This window comes from Paenibacillus sp. cl130 (assembly GCF_900116035.1).
Taxonomy (GTDB): Bacteria; Bacillota; Bacilli; order Paenibacillales; family Paenibacillaceae; genus Paenibacillus; species Paenibacillus polymyxa_B.
Window position 1 is genome coordinate 1 of record NZ_FOYG01000017.1, and the last position, 19,934, is coordinate 19,934.

Genomic DNA, 19,934 nt, shown 5'->3' on the forward strand with positions numbered 1-19,934 from the left:
TGAAGAATGCAAAGTCGAAGTTCCATCCGAGGATGAAATTTCCTCTATTATTGTAGACATTTTTCAAAGGAGTCGTCAAAACTATGGTACGCGTAAGATAAAAAAAGAGCTGCACCAACAAGGCTTTACGGTATCCAGGCGGAGAATTGGACGAATCATGAAGGAATATGGGCTGGTTTCGTCGTATACGGTCGCTCAGTACAAGCCTCATTCCACGAGATACAATGAAGCCAAGCAAGCGAATGTATTGAACCGGAAATTTGAACAAGAGCAGGCGTTATCTGTCGTCGTAAGCGATCTGACGTACGTTAGAGTGGGTTCATATTGGAATTACGTATGCTTCTTTGTGGATCTGTTTAACCGCGAAATTATCGGCTACAGTGCGGGACCACACAAGGATGCCAAGCTGGTTTACCGTGCTTTGGCCTCAATTAAGGGCAACCTGAATGACATTCAGCTCTTCCACACCGACCGAGGAAATGAATTCAAGAATAAGCTCATCGACGATGCGCTGGAGGCTTTTCAGATTGAGCGTTCTTTGAGTATGAGAGGCTGTCCCTATGACAATGCCGTTGCGGAGGCCACTTTTAAAATTTTCAAAACGGAGTTTGTGAAGAAACGTCATTTTGAAAGTCTAGCTGAGCTAACCACAGAATTACATGACTATGTGCACTGGTTTAACCATATTCGGATTCATGGTTCTCTAGAATACTTGAGTCCGGTTGAATTCAAACAGAGACACCACAAAAAGGTTGTCTAGTTTAGTGTTGACAATCCAAGTTACTCCTTTTAGTTTTATGATACTTTCATTACTCGAATGTTGAAATCACGTTAATCAACCTATTTTGGGAAACTAAATTATGTATTGGTAAGCAAGAAAATGGACATGTTGATTATTTTTCGTTTGCGAATGTCATCACAAATCAAGGAAAGTATCTTAATATATACAATGGAAGATGTGATAATTGTAACCTGATTCAATATCTTAATCGAAAATGCGGTACAATTACACCTGTCTTGTATTTAGATTCAAGTTTGAATTATTACTCCAAAAAAGAAGAAATCACTTGTGCGGATAATTGCGGATTAACTTATTGTGTGGATCAAGATTTACAGGTTACCTATAAATTCAAGAAAAAAATACAATATTTAGCCAAAGCGATAGAAATAATTTTGAACAATTTCCTTGGTAAACCCAAATAGAGCAACAGCGCGCCGCTGCTCTTTTGACCATTCTTTAAAAATTTCCCACCACTGAAAGGTTTCCAGCTTCCGTGTTCTAAGTGAGATGAACCCCAACGAATACGAACTCGTGTGATGTGAGATAATTAAAATCGTATCGAGGAGTTCAATTATAGTTTTTTTAATGCCCCCTGAAAGTGCCAACAAGAAAATACTCTTTAACTGTTGATAAATCTTGTATTTTCGTATGATAATCTTCGATACCCAACAATCTAAGTATAGAGTTGATTACAATTATCTGAGCAATTTGGAAAACTCGCACTTTTGAAGTGAATGTGGAATCGTCTGAAGGCAGTTTAGCAGTTCTAAACCTCCTTTCAATACCAGAAGCACGAAGGTTACCTGAGTGTAAAACTCCATTTCTAAGAGAATTAATGAGCTGAGCATAACTTAGAACTTTTTTATCAAAATTATCAATTTCATGTAAACTCGATAAACACTCATGATGTTTTAAAAAGTGAATAGTTTTATCGGTAAAGCCAGACCTAAGAATATCTGATAACTTAGTTATTCCAATAGAAATTGAATCTTTCTCTTCTGATGAATAGTTAGTGTCTTGATTAACTCTGATTTTTAAATTATTCAGCATTTCTATCTTCTTCATATCTTCATCATTGGTAACGCTAGAAGCATTCAAGTCGATGAGAATATTTATGATTGGCCCCAATAGCGCAATTTTCGTATCAAGATATGCATTCTTCTGGATCTCAATATAAAGAAATATTAGCTTATCAAGCTTATTATCTTTTATATGTTGAGGACTAATGGTATACAAAATATACTCTATCTTAGAGATAACGGCATTAAATAATCTTTTTTGTTCTAATTGATCTCCTGAATATTTATTCCAAGCTTCCAATGTTTCATACTCTAAGCAGATATAATCACCTACGAAAAATCTCATCAATAGCACAATGTCATTAATTCTCGTTCCATCCTCATAAAATAAACTACCCAATTCTTCACTCTTATTTAATACATTAAAGGTATTCACATGCTCGCCTATTCTCTCAGGAACTTCTTCTATAGTATTGAAATACCCTTTTTTGTCGAACCTCTCATGTTCAATGACTCCTTGGCGCTGATAACTGTTATTTTTAACCTCTTCATAATTATCAACTTTTACAAAAGTATATTCGCAAACTGAAAATTCCTTTATCGTATCTAAAAATAAGTTATAAACTTTTTGCATAACTTTCCTCCTTATTAGGCAAACTTCCTTGACCTATTCTGCAAATCCTTTTCTTGAAAATTTGGTAGACCAAGCGTTGTCCTAACCTCCTAGAGTATATTCACTTTAACTATAACAGCTAATCGGTAGTAATCAGCCATTACTTTAACGAACAACAGCAACCAATCATGTGGCCGGCTGCTGTCATGGTTATGGTGCTATCGTTCATCGTTAGCGTAAAGAAGTTAGTTGCTTTCGCAACCACTTTTTGTATACTTTCCCCACAGCCGTTAGAGGCAAAGCCTCCAGAATGAACAGATGGGTCGGCCATTTGTACTGTGCGGGATGTCGCTTACAAAAAAGCCCACACCCGTCATTCAGCACAACACCGCGCGCGGCAATAGATTTTCTTCTTTGCTACGACAAAGGCTAACTGGCCGTTTCTCTCTTCTGTCCACTGCTGCGATACTTCATAGTGCAACTTAAAAATTCAGAAAATAACTAGTTCTCTCCAAATACAATTATTCGTAAAGATACATCTTGGCGAGTAATGCTTCGAGTTCAATTTTCAATAACTTTTCGAGCCCTTTCTGCCAGTATTCTAAGTTACTGTATGTCTCGTTGAAAACACTCATGTTTTTTCTAAATCCACTATCATATGAAGTATACAAATAACACTTCTCGAAGGATACTTTTAGCAAATCATAACTGAATGACTTAGCAATCGACCGTACAATTTGGTGTCTGTGCATAATAAATTGCTGTGTTAAGGCACTCGGCGCTTCATTAATGACAGCTTGGCCAGAACCCTGAATCGGATTAAGATTAGAGAAATCAATATCAAAATTAGTCTTCCAATCCGAGAAAAACTCATTCACCCACCGCTCGATCATACTGCAGATATGGAGATGAAAGTTTTCGTAAACACTCGCGTTAGTTGTATGGCCGATACCATACCTATGCTTCCAGACATAGGTACTAACCGATCTACCGTGGAAGGCATACTTTGTGTCTATATATTTGAGGTAAGAATTTTTATTCCTCTCATTTAGCTCGACCATCTTCTGAGCGAATTGATCTGTTATCATATTCATATACCCATTCATGCTGACCTGCATAGCCGGCTGATCGCCCCGTGTACTTCGAACGCAATGTTTAACGCCCTCTTTAGGTGCGGGCGAATACATATTGTGAACAGTTAGGGATAAGTCAATTAACAGATGATACAGTTTATCGGTTGTGATTTTTTCACTCAGATGATCATTAATTGTGCCTAGTCGATCAAGCTCCATACATAAAAAGTCAACGTGCCTACCAGTGATACTTGGCGTTATACCTTCTTTTGCAAACAATTTATTGTCTAAGGCAACCTCTTTAATAAGTACATGGTACGCATCTTCAGCTTCTCTTTTGATGAAGTCTGGAGTTAGTTGTCCAGAACCGCTAATAGCCCGGGATTTATCTCGAAGTGCGGCGTCAATCACAGTATCCGCTTTCGTGCGAACGAATAATAATGGTCGTTTATCAAGTTTCTTCTTAGAACTGATGAGTAACTCTTGAGAAACCATGAATTCCGTTGTAGATCTGCTACTACCGCAGAGGAACATCAAAGCATTGAAGTTCATACTCAGTACACGGTCTAATGCATCTTGAATATCTGATTTATCTTCTGAAACTTGGGTAAGGCCTGGTGTATCCAATAAATTGAGACGTAAAACTTTATTCTCATACTGGTGTTTCCTATAGGCTTCCCTGTAAAGCTTACTAAATTCCATACTAGGCTGTACCATAAAGGCGAATTGCTCAACTGCGATTGAATATGGACTTTGTTTGTTGTAAGCTTGCTTTACCAATTCCTGCACTTCATTTTGATTGACTTCTCCAACGAAAATGTAGTTCCCCGGTTCAATCTCTTGACAAATTGATTTGATTTGATTCAAAACATACTGATGTAGTTGATCAAACCAATCATAATACCTCTTTAGTAGTGTAGGATGTTGTTCAAGCTGATTGCTGATTTCAAGCTGGTAGAGACGTTCTTTTTTTGGCCTTGGCGTGACAGTTTTAGCTTCTTTCTCTCTTTGGCGAACACGATCTACGAGATCCGGTGAAATCTGCTCAAACAGTTCAAGGAGAACATCTTGAAGTTGTCGCACTGTTGGACAAGGATATTCAGCAGATGTCTTTTCCCTTGTTTGCTTATCTACGTGCTCATAGAAATGATAAGCTCTGTTCGTTGGGTTTAGTACTTGTTTAATTACTGTTTCATCGAATTCCAGTTCATCCAAATCATCTCTGTTATCGTATAGGTAAGCACCGAAGGCAAACTCTATCTGATGTTTATATGTTATCCGGTCCGCAGATTTTGTTTTAATCTGGATGATGACTTTTCCGTCTTCAATATCGGAGTTCAACATCAAGAGGGTATCGAATAAACTTGTCTGCTTGCTTCCGATGTTTTGAGAGAGAAGCTTCTTAAATTCATCCAATAAAATTTCAGCTAATGTCGTCGACTTCGTACTGCCCGATGGTCCAGCGATTGCGATAATAGGTGCACTTGCTTGCTTAATAAGCAATTCTTTGACACGTTCTAAAGTAAGTTCAAAAGAATTAACTTTCACCATAAAACCTCCTTAACAATATTTTCACGGAGCACCTTCGATGATACTTAATGAAAACGGAAAGGGCACAGTCTGAAAACACAGACTATGCCCCTAAAAAAGATCCGGCCATCAAAGTCTGTTCGAAGTAGACTTACAGAACATATTGCTACGGCCCGCGCAGCGTTCTGAATCTGATGCGATATGAAATTAATACCAATATACAAATTAACACCATAGTTGTCAACAGATATTCCCAAAATTTTTTGTAATAATATTCTTATTTACCCCTATTTTCAGATCCACTCAGCAGCTGGTGTGATTTATAGGATAGCTGTAAAAAAGCGAAGGTTTTGAGGATACTAATTGTCTTCACTTGCTGTACAGATTGAATCTAATACATAATTCATAACAATGCATGTAATCAAGGGGCTTTTACGTATAGTATTGATTTGGCAATCGGTACAAGTTCTTGTCCTTCGCTCGGGACAAAAACTTGTACCGATAAAATAAAAAAGCCGCTAAAATAGCGACATTCAATGGGACATGTTCTTGTCCCTCGACAACTCGACTTTTGATCGGAACAAATTCTGCCTCTTCAATATGGTGCGTTTGACTGTGTAAGAAGAACTTGTCCTTTTGGTAGACCTGTCCCACCGTAAATAGTCACTGTATAAGCGCCTGAAGGAACAAGTGGCATACTATCATTATTTACAAGTTCTACTGTTGCGTCTGCTGCAACACTTGCATTAAAAATAACCGTATTCTTACTGTCGTGCTTTACTTCGACCCTAAAAGAGTGTGCTCCAGTATTTTTTGCATTAAGTTTAATATGTGGATATCCAACTGTCACACATGAATCTTGGCATAATAACCCTTTGAGCATTCTTTAATTTGAAATTCTCTATTTTTTTCATATATTTTTATAAGTTGATTTAAAACAAAAATCTTTTGGACAATATTTTCACAAAAAAATCCGAGTTGTCGATTATAGAAGTTAATCTCCTTTTGATATGGATGGCGATGCTTTTGGTTTTTCTCATAAACATCAAGAAGCTTAATATGTAAGTTGTATATTTCTTCATTATTAATCTCAATCCCCTCCTTCTATTTCCATTATCAGTATAACCAAAAAGAAAACGTAACAGACCTTGTGATGTTGCTACAGCCTCTCCGTTTTCTTCCCGGAACGAGTCGGCGACCACCTTCATTAGAAACACGAAATCTCCCACTGGGGGATTCACTCAATAAGAGTTTACACAAAAATCTTGGCAGCCCCCTACTGAAAAGAACACCTAAATTTATCTACACAGCCTCTCAGCGGAGATTAGAAATTGATCTTTCAATCCCAGCCTTCTGTTAGATTCAATTCTCTATTACAGATATCGCATTGAACATAAATAACTGTGCCAAGACTAGTTGGAGTGAATATATAGGAAAACTTTGCTCCCGCTACATCAATCGGTTTACATGAATCCCATTCCTTTATCTTCTTTTCCATTTCATCAGTAATCTCAAATAACATTTGATCTCTCCCCATAATTTTTATTAGTTTGGACATGGTACATTTTAAACTTCAGGAATTTGAATAAGCAAGAGATCACTAGTTGCTATAAATTGCTACACCCTTAGGAAGTCGTGTAGTAACTACCTATTTACAAACCTTAACCCTCCTCTAATTATAGAGTATAAATCTCAGCCTTATATACCGGATTCAGCATCTACAGATATATCCCTTAAAAAGTATCGATCCGCGCAACTACTTACGAAGGCTTCCCGATTTTTCTCATGAATCTTTAATAATTGGTTTAATACGAAAACCCTTTGAACATTGTTTTCAGCAAACATGGATAGTTGCTTCTTATAATAATCAGTTTTCTTCTGGTAAGCTCCGGAGCACTGTTTGTTTTTCATAAATGCTGAGTAATTGTAAATGTAACTTATAAAAATCTTCATCATTCATTTGGTTGACAACCTCTCTGAAAAACACAGTGTTTTAATAAATCATTGTCTCCACATTTGGATAAATAATACTGCTAACGTATAGTACTCATTCGGTAGAAGCTCTTTATATCCAGGTACTATTTATCACTAACTTATATAAATATCCTTATAAAACAAAACCCTTAATTTTTCTTAGTTTCGTTTATCACTTTAAGCAATAGCTCTAAGAACCTAAAGATACTCTTCTTCAATAACAGATCGGATTTCCTGTTCAATTTGTTTCTCATACTTCATCCATACTTCTTTCCTTAATCCTGAGATCCTTTTTACTTGCCAATATTTTGGAATTCCTACTCTTTTGTGTATTAATCGAACATTGTTTTTAATGCGGCGTATCTGAAAATCACCGACTGATTCATTGAACCTCTCAAGAATCATCTGAGTTTTTGGTAGTTGTTGCAATCGGTTAGAAAGAAGAGGGAGTTTATATAATCTTCGCCCGATTTCATTTGTTGTAATTCTTATTGTTTGGGTTGTATTAGTCATAATCTCAGAGCAAACTTTCTCTACTTCCGATGCTAATTCTAAATCTCGCTCGACCCAATTCACCCTTGAAACAAAAGTACCTGCCTTAGTTTTTCGGTCCAAATTGTATTGTAGTAACCATTCTCTGTCATTGCTGTATAGCCATCTGTAGACGTCTGGTCTTTTAAAGCGAAGATTCACTATTTTTTCATCACTGTATGTACTAAGTAAATCTCTCCAATCCAAACGGTATTTCTCTTTTATTGCTTCCCCCGCACTTGCTTTTATTGTTAATTGGCAGGTCTCTATTTGATTTTTCACTGTTTTAGGATCTACACCAAGAATTTTAGCTTTTTGTCTAAGAGGCAGATTGGTTAGTTTAAGCTCGTGCAGTTTATCCCTCCATACCTTTCCAAATGATTTAATCCTGCCTATTCGATAATTATCAGCATCTGACCTATCAGGACCTCTTCTAGAATAGACGAATCCACATTCACACGAAAATGTACCCACTGGTTTTCCAGTATCCGAACATCTAGTTATCAAACACTCAGATATAACCGGTTGTTTATAGTGATTGGCCACCTTGTTTAAACATATCCAAGGCCCTGAGCCAAATGGATGGGATGTAGAATTATGATTTCCATAGATATCAATAATTTCTTTACCAAGGAAATGAAGGAGTAACATATGTCTAAGGGGATGACATGTGACACGAGGCGTTCTGCAGAGTTTATGTAGCCACGAATGGTTTTCTTCAGAGTCGATGTAACTATTCATGCTCTGGAGTAATTCCCTCCCATAATAAGCATTGAATTGCGTTTTTAGTTCATTAATTCTTACATCCCCTAGTGCTGTAACTAGATCTCTTTTCAGAAGTTCATTTTTATAAAAACTATGCAACTGTTCAAGGCCAATTGGCATTAAATCATGATTTAATAAATAGTTTGTTTGTTTCGATATAAATATTGAGACATCTAAATTTTGGATGCTCACATTACGTAAAACCTCCGCATTAACAGCATCTTTTTCGAGAAGATAGAAAGCATGTTTGTTTTTTCTTTGAGCAATAGGTATGGAAGAATCCATAAGCTCACAGTAGTGAACATGACAAACTTGCACACCCTCAATCTGATGCGTTCTGTGCCAGTATGCTACTCCTAGACTTCCTCGCTCTTCTTCATAGCAATCGGGACAATAACGTAGAAATTGAGGACTTTTAAGAGAGGACGCCGCCTTACCTAATTTCATGTAAACACTCGAACCATTTCCCACACGCAGAGTTTTTTTCAGTGTTTCAAATCTCTCTAGAGGAAGAAAAGGCGCGTAATACGGAAGTATTGTATGTTTCGCTATTAAGATATCCGGATCGTAATATATAGATTTATCTAAATTCTCCCATAGCTTTTCAAGGTTAGAGGTGAACATCGGAGCTGCGCATACAGAGGCATCGCTAAATAACTCATTCATTGTTCGCTTCACATTTATGTTACCAGACAATCTATGATATCTGGCTAATGCACTGAACAGCAATTCATCTTGATATAAAGATGGGAAAAATATCATTTTCTTCACTCCAATACTGTGTGGCGAAGGATTCAATATTATTATTTTTCCCATCTAAATATTAATGTAAACCTGATATAGCTTAACCTTGATTGATACCAATAACTAATTTTTCAAACTCCTCCTTCACTCTATCGGAAGCATTTTTGTATAGTTTAAATCTTGCTTCTATACTAAACCATGTGATTTTTTTGATTCCGTATCTTTGTAAACTCAGAACGAGGTTAGGTAGTTTCCGTATCAAGTACTCTTCCAAGTTCTCTACATTTAATTCAAGGGTACTCCATGATTTGGGTAACTTTTGTTTTTTGATTCTTAACCTGTTCTGGTCTTTCTGATCTAGCATGTTAATTATTGTATCCTTCAAAATACGACGATTTGGTTTCGAATTATTCACTTTTTTTACTGCTTCTTGAATCTTTAATACTAGTAAATTATCTAGTTCATCATAATCGAATACTTCAGGTTTTCGCTTTATGGGAAGCACTTGATCATACCAATCCCTATCGTGAGCTCTTAACCAACTAATTGTAGACCAATCCTTCACATCAGTACGAGTTAAGTTCGGATTTTGTTCTAACTTATGAAGTAATCTTTCTCGGTGATAAGCAATTCTTTCATGAACCTCCAGAGTAGCACCAACTTGTAGCCGGGTTACATTAACTTCATTCAAGATTTCATTTTTAGATATAGATTTAGTATTCATTTCTGCTATGGCCTTTTGAACTGCAGCTGGATAGGCACCTACTATATTTGCTATCTTATAAAGAGGCAAGCCAGAGTGAAAATGACCCAGTACTATTTTTTTCCACATCATTCCCCTGTCTCTTACACGGAATCTTACTATCTTTTGATAACGGGTATCCCAACCTAAACTATAAGTAAATCCACATAAATCACATGTAAAAGCACCAAATTTAATGTATTTGTATGATTGAACAAATGGTTTATATTCCGTTATAACCCGCTCTTGGTAATGTGGGCATATTTTGTTCAAACACTCCCACGGACCACTCCGTAACAATCCCGATTCAGAATAATCATGTGAAATACTAAAAAAAGTTTCCATTGAACCAGCCAAAAAATGTACCATTAACATAAAAAGATTTGGATGTAGCAAGAACAAATTTGCTTTAAGCAGACGACGAAAAATAGGCTTCTCCATCATTAATTCTTTAGAAATCTGAAAATGATTCTGCATCTCTATAGAAATACACTTTGAAAATTCCTCAATAAATTTCTTCTTGCTAACTAATCCATTCCGAAAGTTGGGAATCCTTTGAATCATTGTAGCTTTCAGAATATCTCTGATATCATTACATACTTTGTCATTTACATAAGTCAATAGAAATTCATAATCCTTAAGTAAAGCTAACTTTAGCTCAAGGGAGTCTACATCAGGAAGTGACTCTTTAGTTATTAAATGATTTTGCTCGCAATATGGAGTTGCCAACAAAATATCATGTTTAGGATCTGACAATAATGCGAAACATTGCGGACAAAAAATTGTAAGAGCGGTATGATGCTTATGACAAACATCTAAATCTATAATTTGATGGAGTCGATGAACGTAGCATTCACCAAATCTTTCATAATCCTCTAACAAGCATGTAGGACAATATCTAACATTAGCTGTTATTAGATTGTTATTTAGAGTTGAAAAATTTAAATTAATGCTTCCATTATTTGATTGAGGATCGGTGAATGATATCTCAATGGTTTCTCTATGTTTATCATTAAGAAAGGGCCTGAATATCGGATAGAATGAATGTCTTTGGAGAAACTCTATACTAGACCATTGAGAATTTTGGGGTAATCTTTCAAACAGAATAGAAATATTCTTTGGAATAATACATTGTCGATGGGTTAGCTCAAATAAATCGATTGTTGATTGTTTAACAGTACGGTTACCCGAGTGGAGGTGATAACGATATGATATACTTCGAATATCTTCATCAGGATAACATGTTGGGAAGTAATTAAGTTTGATTGTCTCTCATCCTTTCCCTAATAATTCTACGATTCATCATATAAACTCATCATACGGCTTGATATAGCCGGCCTCCTTCAAAGCTTCGTCTATAGTTTTTCCTGCCTTTTCGCCTTCAAGTACAATACTTCTAATGTCTTTTGGATGTAGCATAGGTTTTATCTTTTTTGTGGCTCTCTGCTTCGGTAGACTTGAAATATTTTTTTTTTGTTCAACTACTGCTTTAGATTCATCCACCTGCTTGTTCAGTGTTTCCATCAAAGCCTTTAGATTCCCCATCCCTTGACTCGCTTGGTAAACAGAATTTGTAGCCTGTTCAGCCTTCAATGGTTCTAAGCCATTTTGTACAGCGTGATCAAAAAGTTTCTTGATGATTTTTTGTTCATCTTTTTGTTGGAGAGCCCTCTTGTGTTCATTAGATAGAGCACCGGTTACTTCAACACGATGGTCCGCCTGTTTTAAATAATCATTTAGTTCAAGCCATTTTGGCTTTATATCTTCAAACTCTTCTTCAGTTGCACTGGTATCGCCTCGGCGAAACTTACCAAACAAAGGTTGAAGGAGTTGAAGGCTTTTCCGTGCTACTTCCCGAATCATTGCTGGTGTAATTCGTTCATCCCCTCCTTTTATAATCGCATGTGACTGGATATGCATATATAGCTTTACGGTAATATCTAGTACTCCTTGTGTTTCAAAATACATTGTATCGCTAAGTTCCTTAGTTAACTTCGTATCAGTTTTAGTGTATTGGAGATTCCATAAACTACCTAAAAATAAATTCCATTGTTGCTTATTGTCCATGCGGTCAATGATATGTTCCATATAGGTTACCGGGATTGCTCTTCTAATATTTGCTAAAGATTTCTTATATAAATACATCGCTTTAAACGTGCCCACAATAATGATGGGTACACCGAAAGTGTTAGTCAGCTCAGCGATAAATTCGATCATCCGGTTCTCACCGCCTGACGTCCCTTTATTTACCCGCTGAATCTCATCAATCACCAATAAACCCAAATTAACCAAAGAAGCTACATGAGACATTGTAGCTGCTAGTTTATCAAACGTATCTTCTCTTGAACGAGAGTACTGAGCGTAATAATTAGTACCTAAAATACGATCAATAGCCATATAAAAGTTGTTACATAGTGACTTAAGGGATTTACTTGATGGACATTCTATCTTAAGCCAGACAAGTTGCGTTCTAATAAACGGTTCGCTTTTATATGTTTCGTGTCTAATTACTTGTGGGTATTGCAAAAGTATGTTTTCAACAGATCTCGTTTTCCCCATTCCACTAAGTCCTACAAGCGAAAATGTGGATGAGGTAGGTGAGATACCTGCTAAATTACGTCCTTCACTATCAATTCCAGCTTTCCAAATCTTTTCATGACCAATAGCGAACTGCCTTGTATAGGATGGGCTCAAGGGATTTCTCCCTTTGTAGCCGCGTCGTATCATCGAATAGATAGCTCGGTGCAGATCAATATGTGAAGGCAATGGCTGCATAAACTCATCATAAATTTGATCAATTAACTCGAGTCTATCCTCAAGATCAAGCTTTCGATGATTGTTGTTATAGTACGGTGTTCTGAAGATCCTTTCCAATAATTCAGATTTATCAATTCGCTTTGGAAATGCTTCGATAAGCGGGTTGTTTTTGTACTCTTCAATTACTTCGTCATCTCTGTATTCTGCCGTACATGCATATCCTCTCAAAAATGCTCCTGTAATTTGCTCTGTCATTTCATGTCACCCCACTTTTTTTGTGTAAAGTCTAAAAACTCGTTCATGGCGTCTTCATCTGTTTCTTGTGAAGAATTCACCAGAGAATTTTCTACTCCACTCTCTTCTGAGCTATCAATATAAGCTCCTTTGATATCTTCAGCTAACCAGGAATGTTCTTTTGCCCAATTGTTACGTTCATCTTGATTCGATGCCGACATGTTTTTAACTCGGTTACTTTTGCTTACTCCCATTGGGAGCATCGCATTTGTCTCAGCTATTTCTTCTGCTACGATACTTTTTTTAATAGCTCTTGATTTAGTTTGTAATTGATGCTGTTCCTCTTTGTATTCCTTCTTTTGGTCTACTGGCATATCTAAAATCTTTTTCACTTCATCAAAGGAAAAGTGCTTATACTTTTCATACTTTCTTGTCAGATGGCAAAAAATAAATTCACCATTTTGACGCCTTACAAAGATACCACCACAAATTCGAGGATCGAATGAAATATGCACTGTTTTTGAGTCGTCCAAATATCCCTCTTCAAACCATCCCTCGTCACTCCCCTGCTTACAGGTGTATCTCAATTTTCCATATTTAATTCCATGCTGAGTGACCGTTGCAGTATCTCTTGGTAACAGATTCATTCGAATCAAATCTCTCGGTTTATCATGCAAAGCAGAAGTACGATTTGCAACTCCCCATTTCCAGATTTGATTGGGAGTCAGTTCTATGCCAGCTTGATACATCAATGGATCGACTACGAACTCCTCACTCACAATGCTATTGTTATGCTCTAGAATACATTGAATTATAAACTTGAAAAAAGATTCTAATGTTGCAACAGCCTCTACACGATAATCCTTATCGCCACGCTCACGGACCTGCTTCACACGTCCCCCTGGGAAATACTTTCTCACTTCCCTGTTCATCGTACTCATAAATCGTTCAATAATCCCTTTTAGTTCAGGTCTATACGAAGGAAGAATTTCCACACTTGTGTCGAGCGCTACCATATTTTCAGCGTTATAGCCTGAGAGTTCTCCACCGTCAGCAGTAAGTATTCTGGGGAGACCTTGGCTTGGCCAATCCTCCTCTGAAATGGTAATTCCAAACTCTTTACAAAAATCTACTTTATTAGTTGTTGCATTCTCAAAGCCCATTGCTGCTCCCATATAGGAGGCTGATTTTAGCCAACCATAGAACCCTGTAATTACTGAACTGAATGCGTCAGCAATTATATAAAGAATAGGGGTGCCGATAACCTGTTCGCGATTCACTGAGTGCACAATGTAAACATCACAAGGGGTAGAATCAACCTCATACACAGTACCAGGTCCCCACGCTCTTTGTCGTTCATCTCCGTCCATATGCCGATGATCCTTCTGATATTTCCGCTTTCCTTTCCTTCCGATTTTCTTCTGTCTAAAGGAGTATTCTTTATTTAAAAAGTAGCCAAACTGACGTAAAGTCGGCCGCTGTTCGGGTGGAAGAGGAATAGGTACTTTAACCCCATACTCTCGAGAATATCCAGAGGTAAAATGATTATCCAACATTTCATTCCAAACTGATTTAAAATCCAGATTCTTTTCGTTAAAATATTTCTTAATGTATTTCCGGAAAACTTTTTTTATATCCTCAGTAATAACAAGACCGGTTAATCTCTTATCGTATTTTGCTTCTTCAGGGCGAGTTCCTGGTTTTTTTTTGTAATCTCGTTTTTTCCCACGTGCACCAGACTTTTTATAGTCCGGAAGCAGACCATTTATTGCTTTCCCATGAAACCAAAATTCTTTCAATAATTCGTAAATCACCTTTTTATTCTTTTTTTTATCTGTGCATAGTTGCTCAATTAGAGGGCCCCTTTTTTTAGGAATGTATATATCTGGTTCTAATAAAGCAATTTCCTGAATCGTGTTCCATCTCATATCACGTTTAGAGCTATATTGTCTTATGAAGTTTTCATCCATCAATTTAGGGTCTGGCAAAAATTCTATCTTTCGGAGACAGCCTCCTTCAAATTCTTCTTCAATTTCACTAAGTTTTTTCCAATATGGGAACGAAAGATTTTTTTCTTCTGTGATATCCATTATTACTATCTCCCTATCAGTAGCTTCGGGTGATATCCATAAAACTCTTCCAATTGATACTGTCATATCCGATTCATCTAGCCATTCTAAAACTGTATCCGCTAGGATATTGAACAATGATTCCCCTCCTTTTCTACTCAATAATTTGCAATTGAATGTTGGTTTGGTTTATAAGCTTACCTTTGTACATATCTGTCGACCATATTTTATTTGTTAGCATATGTTTCACGATAAATAAACAAGAACCAGGTTTATAACCGAAGTCTTTATCAAGCGAAAGACAAATATTTATAAACGATTCTTCACTCGAGTTTATTGCATCAAAAATATAGGGTGTAACATAGCTTACGTTATCTGGATTCAGGCCTTGTTTCGCACTTAAATAGTAACTATCATAGATCCAGTCCAAATTAAAAATTAAGTTGGCGGGCTGTTGCTCGTCTATCACTATTCCCCAATCTATTCCTTTCTCTTCGAAAAAACGGCGTTCAATTTCAAATTTCTGCAATGTACTTTGTGTTAGTTCAATTGTCGGCTTAAGAGTACGAATTTTATCTTGCAAATCTTCTGGATGCTGCTCTCCAAGAGTAGTTATATTAAAGTCTGTAGTCATGACAACCGGATCTCCATTATCATCGCTTGGATGAGGAACATTTAATTCCTTTGCGATTTCTATAGTTCTCTCTTTAGGTAGAAGGGGATACTGTTCGCGAATATCTACGATACAATCAGAAAATTCCAAAGTAAGAAAATAGTTATACTCATCACGCGACATAAAATGATGATGCCTTCCTGAACTCCACCCTAAAGAACGTGTCCGCACACCCTCTGATGAAAAATCGTAAGTTTTTATATAAGGTTGATAATCGGCAAAATGGCCCTTTCCGCGTCCTTCTTTTAATCGTCTTTTCTCTATTTTCCATTGTGGTTGTCCTTTTTTGATCATCCGATTTTCCTCCTAAAATATTGATTAGCATTAGTATGGGCAATAAAAATTTAATATAGAACAAAAAAAGCGGCACAAAAAGAGGGATGTACCTTTCGTACACCTTGCTCTTCTTGTGCCGCGTGGCTAGAAGCGATACCGTTACAGTCCAAATGTATTGCTGACCGTAACTATTTCCATTTGAAGTTTTTAATAATCTTGAGTTACCAACATTAAATCGTAGTTACCAACATTATGACCTAGTTACCAACATTAATGTTCAGTTACCAACTTTAATGTAACTGAACAATTAGTTTAGCATTTTACTAAAGCTTATTCTACGGTAACACTTTTCGCCAGGTTACGTGGTTTGTCAACATCATGACCCAGTGCAAGAGAAGCGTAGTAAGCCAACAGTTGGAGAGATACAACCGAAATTGCAGCAGACAGGATTGGAAGTGTCTTTGGAATGGCAAATACCTGATCCACGGACTTCAGCAACTCAACTGCGTGCTCTTCGTACGTAATCGCAAGAACATCTGCACCACGAGCCTTAACTTCCTTAATGTTGCTCACGGTTTTCTCCAACACGGATTCCTGTGTTACCAAAGCGATAACCGGAATGCCGTCTTCAATCAATGCCAGTGTACCATGCTTCAATTCACCCGCAGCATAAGCCTCGGAATGAATGTAGGAGATTTCCTTGAGCTTCAGGGAGCCTTCCTGTACTACAGCATAGTCCTGACCGCGACCAATAAAGAACAGGTGCTTGTGGCTCGCAATTTGCTCAGCATAGGCTTTGATCGCATCTGCTTTACCCAGCATCTCTTCCACTTGCTCTGGCAGAGATTCCATAGCAGCCAGCACATGAGCTACTTGCTCACCCGTTTGTGTGCCACGCACTTGAGCGAGATACAAACCAAACAGATAGAACGCAATCAACTGTGAAGAATATGCTTTAGTGGAGGCTACGGCAATTTCCGGTCCTGCCAGTGTAACCAACACATCATCTGCATCACGGGCAATGGAGCTGCCGACTACGTTGGTAATCGCCAGTACATGAGCGCCATTTGCTTGTGCTTCACGCAGTGCTGCCAACGTGTCAGCAGTTTCACCGGATTGGCTCACTACGATCACCAATGTCTCTGGTGTTACGATAGGTGAACGATAACGATATTCGGAAGCCACATCGTTTTCTACCGGTATACGAGCCAGACTTTCAATAACTGTACGACCAATCAAACCAGCATTGTAAGCTGTACCACACGCAACAATTTGAATGTTGCGGATATTTTTAATTTGTTCTTCTGTCAGCTTCAGCTCAGGAAGAACAACTTTTTTAGTATCTTTATCGATACGGCCCAACATTGTGTCACGATAAGCCTTAGGCTGCTCGTGAATTTCTTTCAGCATGAAATGCTCATAGCCGCCTTTTTCTGCTGTTACAGCATCCCATTCGACATGAATCATTTCCCGAGAAATAAATTGGCCTTCGATTGTCATTAATTCGACAGCATCACTGGTCAAAACAGCCATTTCGCCATCGTTCAAAATAAATACATTGCGTGTATATTTCAGAATAGCCGGAATGTCGGAACCGATAAAGTTCTCGCCTTCTCCCACACCAATAACCAGCGGGCTAGCTTGACGAACAGCAACCAGCTTATTAGGCTCATGCTCTGTCAGCACACCCAGTGCAAAAGCACCGCGCATAAAGGTAATAGCTTTTTGTACTGCTTTGACGATATCCCCTTTATATTCACGCGCAACCAGATGGGAAATAACTTCCGTGTCCGTTTCGGAAATAAAGGTATGACCTTCGCTGATCAGCTGCTCCTTCAGCTCCAGATAGTTCTCAATAATTCCGTTGTGAACTACAGAGAACTTTTGGCTCTCATCCAAATGTGGATGGGAGTTTTCATCAGAAGGCTTACCGTGCGTTGCCCAACGTGTATGTCCGATACCTGCATGGCCTACCAATGGCGTACCATCCAGTTTAGCTTCCAGATTCGCCAGACGACCTTTAGCCTTAGCTACTTGCAATCCTGAATCTGTAAACACGGCAATACCCGCAGAGTCATAACCGCGATACTCCAGCTTCTTCAATCCGTCAATCAATACCTCTTGTGTATTCTGATTACCAATATATCCTACAATGCCACACATATTCGTTATCCTCCCGATCATCATTTCACAAGACGACTCATCACAGGACTAACGTGTGCGGTAGATTGCGGAATAAAGTTCATTCATCTATGAAGTTGTCAATGATAACTATAGAATTTACAGGCATCTCTTCACGAATGTAACGAAATTCCCAAACCGCGCACGCCAATGATGATGGCCGCACATTCATGAAATGAATCTTATAATTTAGGTTATAAAATAATAAAGGCATCTACCGGTGCGTTGTGTAAACAGTTGCCTGTTCATTTTCCGCTGCCGGTTTACGGCTTGATGCTTCACCGGAAGGTCCCCGCCGAATGTTTCGAACACCTTCACCTCGTCAGCTTGTTTTGTCGTGAACCGATTTGCGAGCAACTTTATCTCAACTGAATCCGTTGCTTCTCCACCAAGTTCCCCCGCACAAAATCAAGCTCTGGCGCTTGTATTACGAACCTTACAACCCTCACTTTCTCTATCTGAGTCACAGCATCCCTATATTATATTCAGCTAAGTATCATTTGGCAATGACACTTTATTCATAATTACACCATGAAGGTCATAAATCGTTAGTAAATAACCGCAAACGCCGTTGCCTGCTTCTTTTTCGCAGGCAACCGACGTTTACAAAATTTTAAACTAATTCTTTCTTCACGACATCTACGATCTGACCGACAAATTGCTCCAGTTCGTCCTTATCCGGGCCTTCGGCCATCACACGAATAAGTGATTCTGTGCCTGAAGCACGGACCAATACACGCCCATTATCACCCAATTGTTGTTCCACCTGCTCAATTGCTTCTGCAATAGCAGGATTCCCCTCGTAATTGCGTTTGTCCTGCACACGCACATTTACGAGCACTTGCGGATACTGTTTCATGAGCGATTTTAGCTCACTCATTTTCTTGCCAGAAGCTTTCAAGGTATCTACCAGCTGAATCCCGGTCAGCATGCCATCGCCTGTCGTATTGTGATCCAGGAAAATAACATGACCAGACTGCTCACCGCCCAGATTAAATCCACCCCGACGCATTTCTTCCATCACATAACGGTCCCCGACCGCAGTTTTTGCAGTCTTGAGTGCCAGCTTTTCAGTAGCTTTATAAAAACCGATATTACTCATCACTGTCGATACAATGGTGCTATCCTTAAGTTTTCCCGCGCGGTTCATTGCATCTCCGCAAATGCAGAGAATATAGTCGCCGTCTACCTCTTCCCCGTTCTCATCAATCGCGATCAGACGGTCGGCATCGCCGTCAAAGGCCAGACCAATATCCGCTTTCAAGCGGCGCACTTCCTCTTTCAACTTCTCAGGATGAGTCGATCCGCAATGATCATTGATATTCAAACCGTTTGGCTCGGCACCGATGGTATGTACCTCAGCTCCCAGTTCTGCAAAAAGCTTCGGCGCCAGCTCATAAGCTGCTCCGTTTGCACAATCCAGTACAATTTTTAACCCTTCAAAAGAATGGCTAATTGTTGTTTTCAAGAACTCCAGATAATCGTAGCGGGAGTGCTCGTCTACAACAACCGTTCCCAATCCGCCACCAATCGGACGAGGCAGTTGGTCTTCTTTTGCATCCATCAGCTCTTCAATTTTCAATTCCGTTTCGTCTGTCAATTTAAAACCGTCGCCGCCAAAAAACTTAATGCCGTTGTCTTCAACTGGATTGTGGGATGCTGAGATCATCACACCAGCGTCAGCTTTCAATTGACGTGTGAGATATGCCACCCCAGGTGTCGAAACAATACCTAGACGAACCACATTAGCCCCAATGGACAGCAAACCGGCTACAAGAGCCGATTCCAGCATCAGTCCAGATATCCGTGTATCCATACCAATAACAACTGTCGGTTTCTCTACATTACCTGCTAAAACATATCCGCCGCAGCGGCCAATGCTATATGCCAGTTCGGCTGTAAGTTCCTGATTAGCAACGCCTCGTACACCATCTGTACCAAAATATTTCCCCATGTAAAATGACTCCCTTTT

The 19,934-nt window shown here is 38.5% G+C and carries 11 protein-coding genes and 1 pseudogene; 1 reads left to right on the forward strand and 11 read right to left on the reverse strand.

Going from position 1 to position 19,934, the window contains the following annotated elements; translation table 11 throughout:
- On the forward strand, window positions 1-760 hold a 760-nt coding region (locus BM358_RS25810), incomplete at its 5' end, for an IS3 family transposase (protein ID WP_091002071.1).
- Window positions 761-1,363: 603 nt separating this feature from the next.
- On the opposite strand, the gene BM358_RS25820 is transcribed toward BM358_RS25810, so the two are convergent.
- The 11 genes and pseudogenes from BM358_RS25820 to glmM all read right to left on the reverse strand — a co-directional run bounded on the left by BM358_RS25820 (window position 1,364) and on the right by glmM (window position 19,916).
- The gene (locus BM358_RS25820) at window positions 1,364-2,434 is read right to left on the reverse strand and encodes a hypothetical protein (protein ID WP_028542654.1); all 1,071 of its coding nucleotides are present in this window, start codon (window positions 2,432-2,434) and stop codon (window positions 1,364-1,366) included.
- Window positions 2,435-2,934: 500 nt separating this feature from the next.
- Entirely contained in the window at window positions 2,935-5,037 is a 2,103-nt protein-coding gene (locus BM358_RS25825; RefSeq protein ID WP_028542653.1) for a GTPase domain-containing protein, read from the reverse strand.
- Window positions 5,038-6,355: 1,318 nt separating this feature from the next.
- Window positions 6,356-6,538 (reverse strand): hypothetical protein, encoded by a 183-nt coding sequence (locus BM358_RS25840; protein WP_028542651.1) that lies wholly within the window; start codon window positions 6,536-6,538, stop codon window positions 6,356-6,358.
- A gap of 650 nt (window positions 6,539-7,188) precedes the next feature.
- Window positions 7,189-9,048, reverse strand: a complete 1,860-nt coding sequence (locus BM358_RS25850) for a TnsD family Tn7-like transposition protein (protein ID WP_028542649.1) — start codon at window positions 9,046-9,048, stop codon at window positions 7,189-7,191.
- Between the two features lie 82 nt (window positions 9,049-9,130).
- Entirely contained in the window at window positions 9,131-10,528 is a 1,398-nt protein-coding gene (locus tag BM358_RS25855; RefSeq protein WP_177235839.1) for a TnsD family Tn7-like transposition protein, read from the reverse strand.
- A 42-nt stretch (window positions 10,529-10,570) separates the two neighbouring features.
- Window positions 10,571-11,038 (reverse strand): annotated as a pseudogene (locus tag BM358_RS27240) (TniQ family protein); the annotation flags it as partial.
- Between the two features lie 36 nt (window positions 11,039-11,074).
- Complete coding sequence (locus BM358_RS25860; protein ID WP_028542647.1) at window positions 11,075-12,784, reverse strand: ATP-binding protein; 1,710 nt, start codon at window positions 12,782-12,784, stop codon at window positions 11,075-11,077.
- Window positions 12,781-14,970: a Mu transposase C-terminal domain-containing protein gene (locus tag BM358_RS25865; RefSeq protein WP_028542646.1), complete on the reverse strand. Its 2,190-nt coding sequence runs from the start codon at window positions 14,968-14,970 to the stop codon at window positions 12,781-12,783. Before BM358_RS25865 ends, BM358_RS25860 begins: the two co-directional genes overlap by 4 nt.
- 16 nt (window positions 14,971-14,986) lie before the next feature.
- Window positions 14,987-15,799: a heteromeric transposase endonuclease subunit TnsA gene (locus BM358_RS25870; protein ID WP_028542645.1), complete on the reverse strand. Its 813-nt coding sequence runs from the start codon at window positions 15,797-15,799 to the stop codon at window positions 14,987-14,989.
- Window positions 15,800-16,111: 312 nt separating this feature from the next.
- Window positions 16,112-17,944: a glutamine--fructose-6-phosphate transaminase (isomerizing) gene (gene glmS / locus BM358_RS25875; RefSeq protein WP_023990480.1), complete on the reverse strand. Its 1,833-nt coding sequence runs from the start codon at window positions 17,942-17,944 to the stop codon at window positions 16,112-16,114.
- Window positions 17,945-18,575: 631 nt separating this feature from the next.
- Complete coding sequence (glmM, locus tag BM358_RS25880; protein WP_013312125.1) at window positions 18,576-19,916, reverse strand: phosphoglucosamine mutase; 1,341 nt, start codon at window positions 19,914-19,916, stop codon at window positions 18,576-18,578.
- Between the last annotated feature and the right edge of the window lie 18 nt (window positions 19,917-19,934).

What these genes read in the sequence shown, in the direction of transcription:
- glmS (WP_023990480.1), bottom strand. Translation starts at nt 17,944, where the DNA reads ATGTGTGGCATTGTAGGATATATTGGTAATCAGAATACACAAGAGGTA.
- BM358_RS25825 (WP_028542653.1), bottom strand. Translation starts at nt 5,037, where the DNA reads ATGGTGAAAGTTAATTCTTTTGAACTTACTTTAGAACGTGTCAAAGAA.
- BM358_RS25850 (WP_028542649.1), bottom strand. Translation starts at nt 9,048, where the DNA reads ATGATATTTTTCCCATCTTTATATCAAGATGAATTGCTGTTCAGTGCA.
- BM358_RS25840 (WP_028542651.1), bottom strand. Translation starts at nt 6,538, where the DNA reads ATGTTATTTGAGATTACTGATGAAATGGAAAAGAAGATAAAGGAATGG.
- BM358_RS25860 (WP_028542647.1), bottom strand. Translation starts at nt 12,784, where the DNA reads ATGACAGAGCAAATTACAGGAGCATTTTTGAGAGGATATGCATGTACG.
- glmM (WP_013312125.1), bottom strand. Translation starts at nt 19,916, where the DNA reads ATGGGGAAATATTTTGGTACAGATGGTGTACGAGGCGTTGCTAATCAG.
- BM358_RS25820 (WP_028542654.1), bottom strand. Translation starts at nt 2,434, where the DNA reads ATGCAAAAAGTTTATAACTTATTTTTAGATACGATAAAGGAATTTTCA.
- BM358_RS25870 (WP_028542645.1), bottom strand. Translation starts at nt 15,799, where the DNA reads ATGATCAAAAAAGGACAACCACAATGGAAAATAGAGAAAAGACGATTA.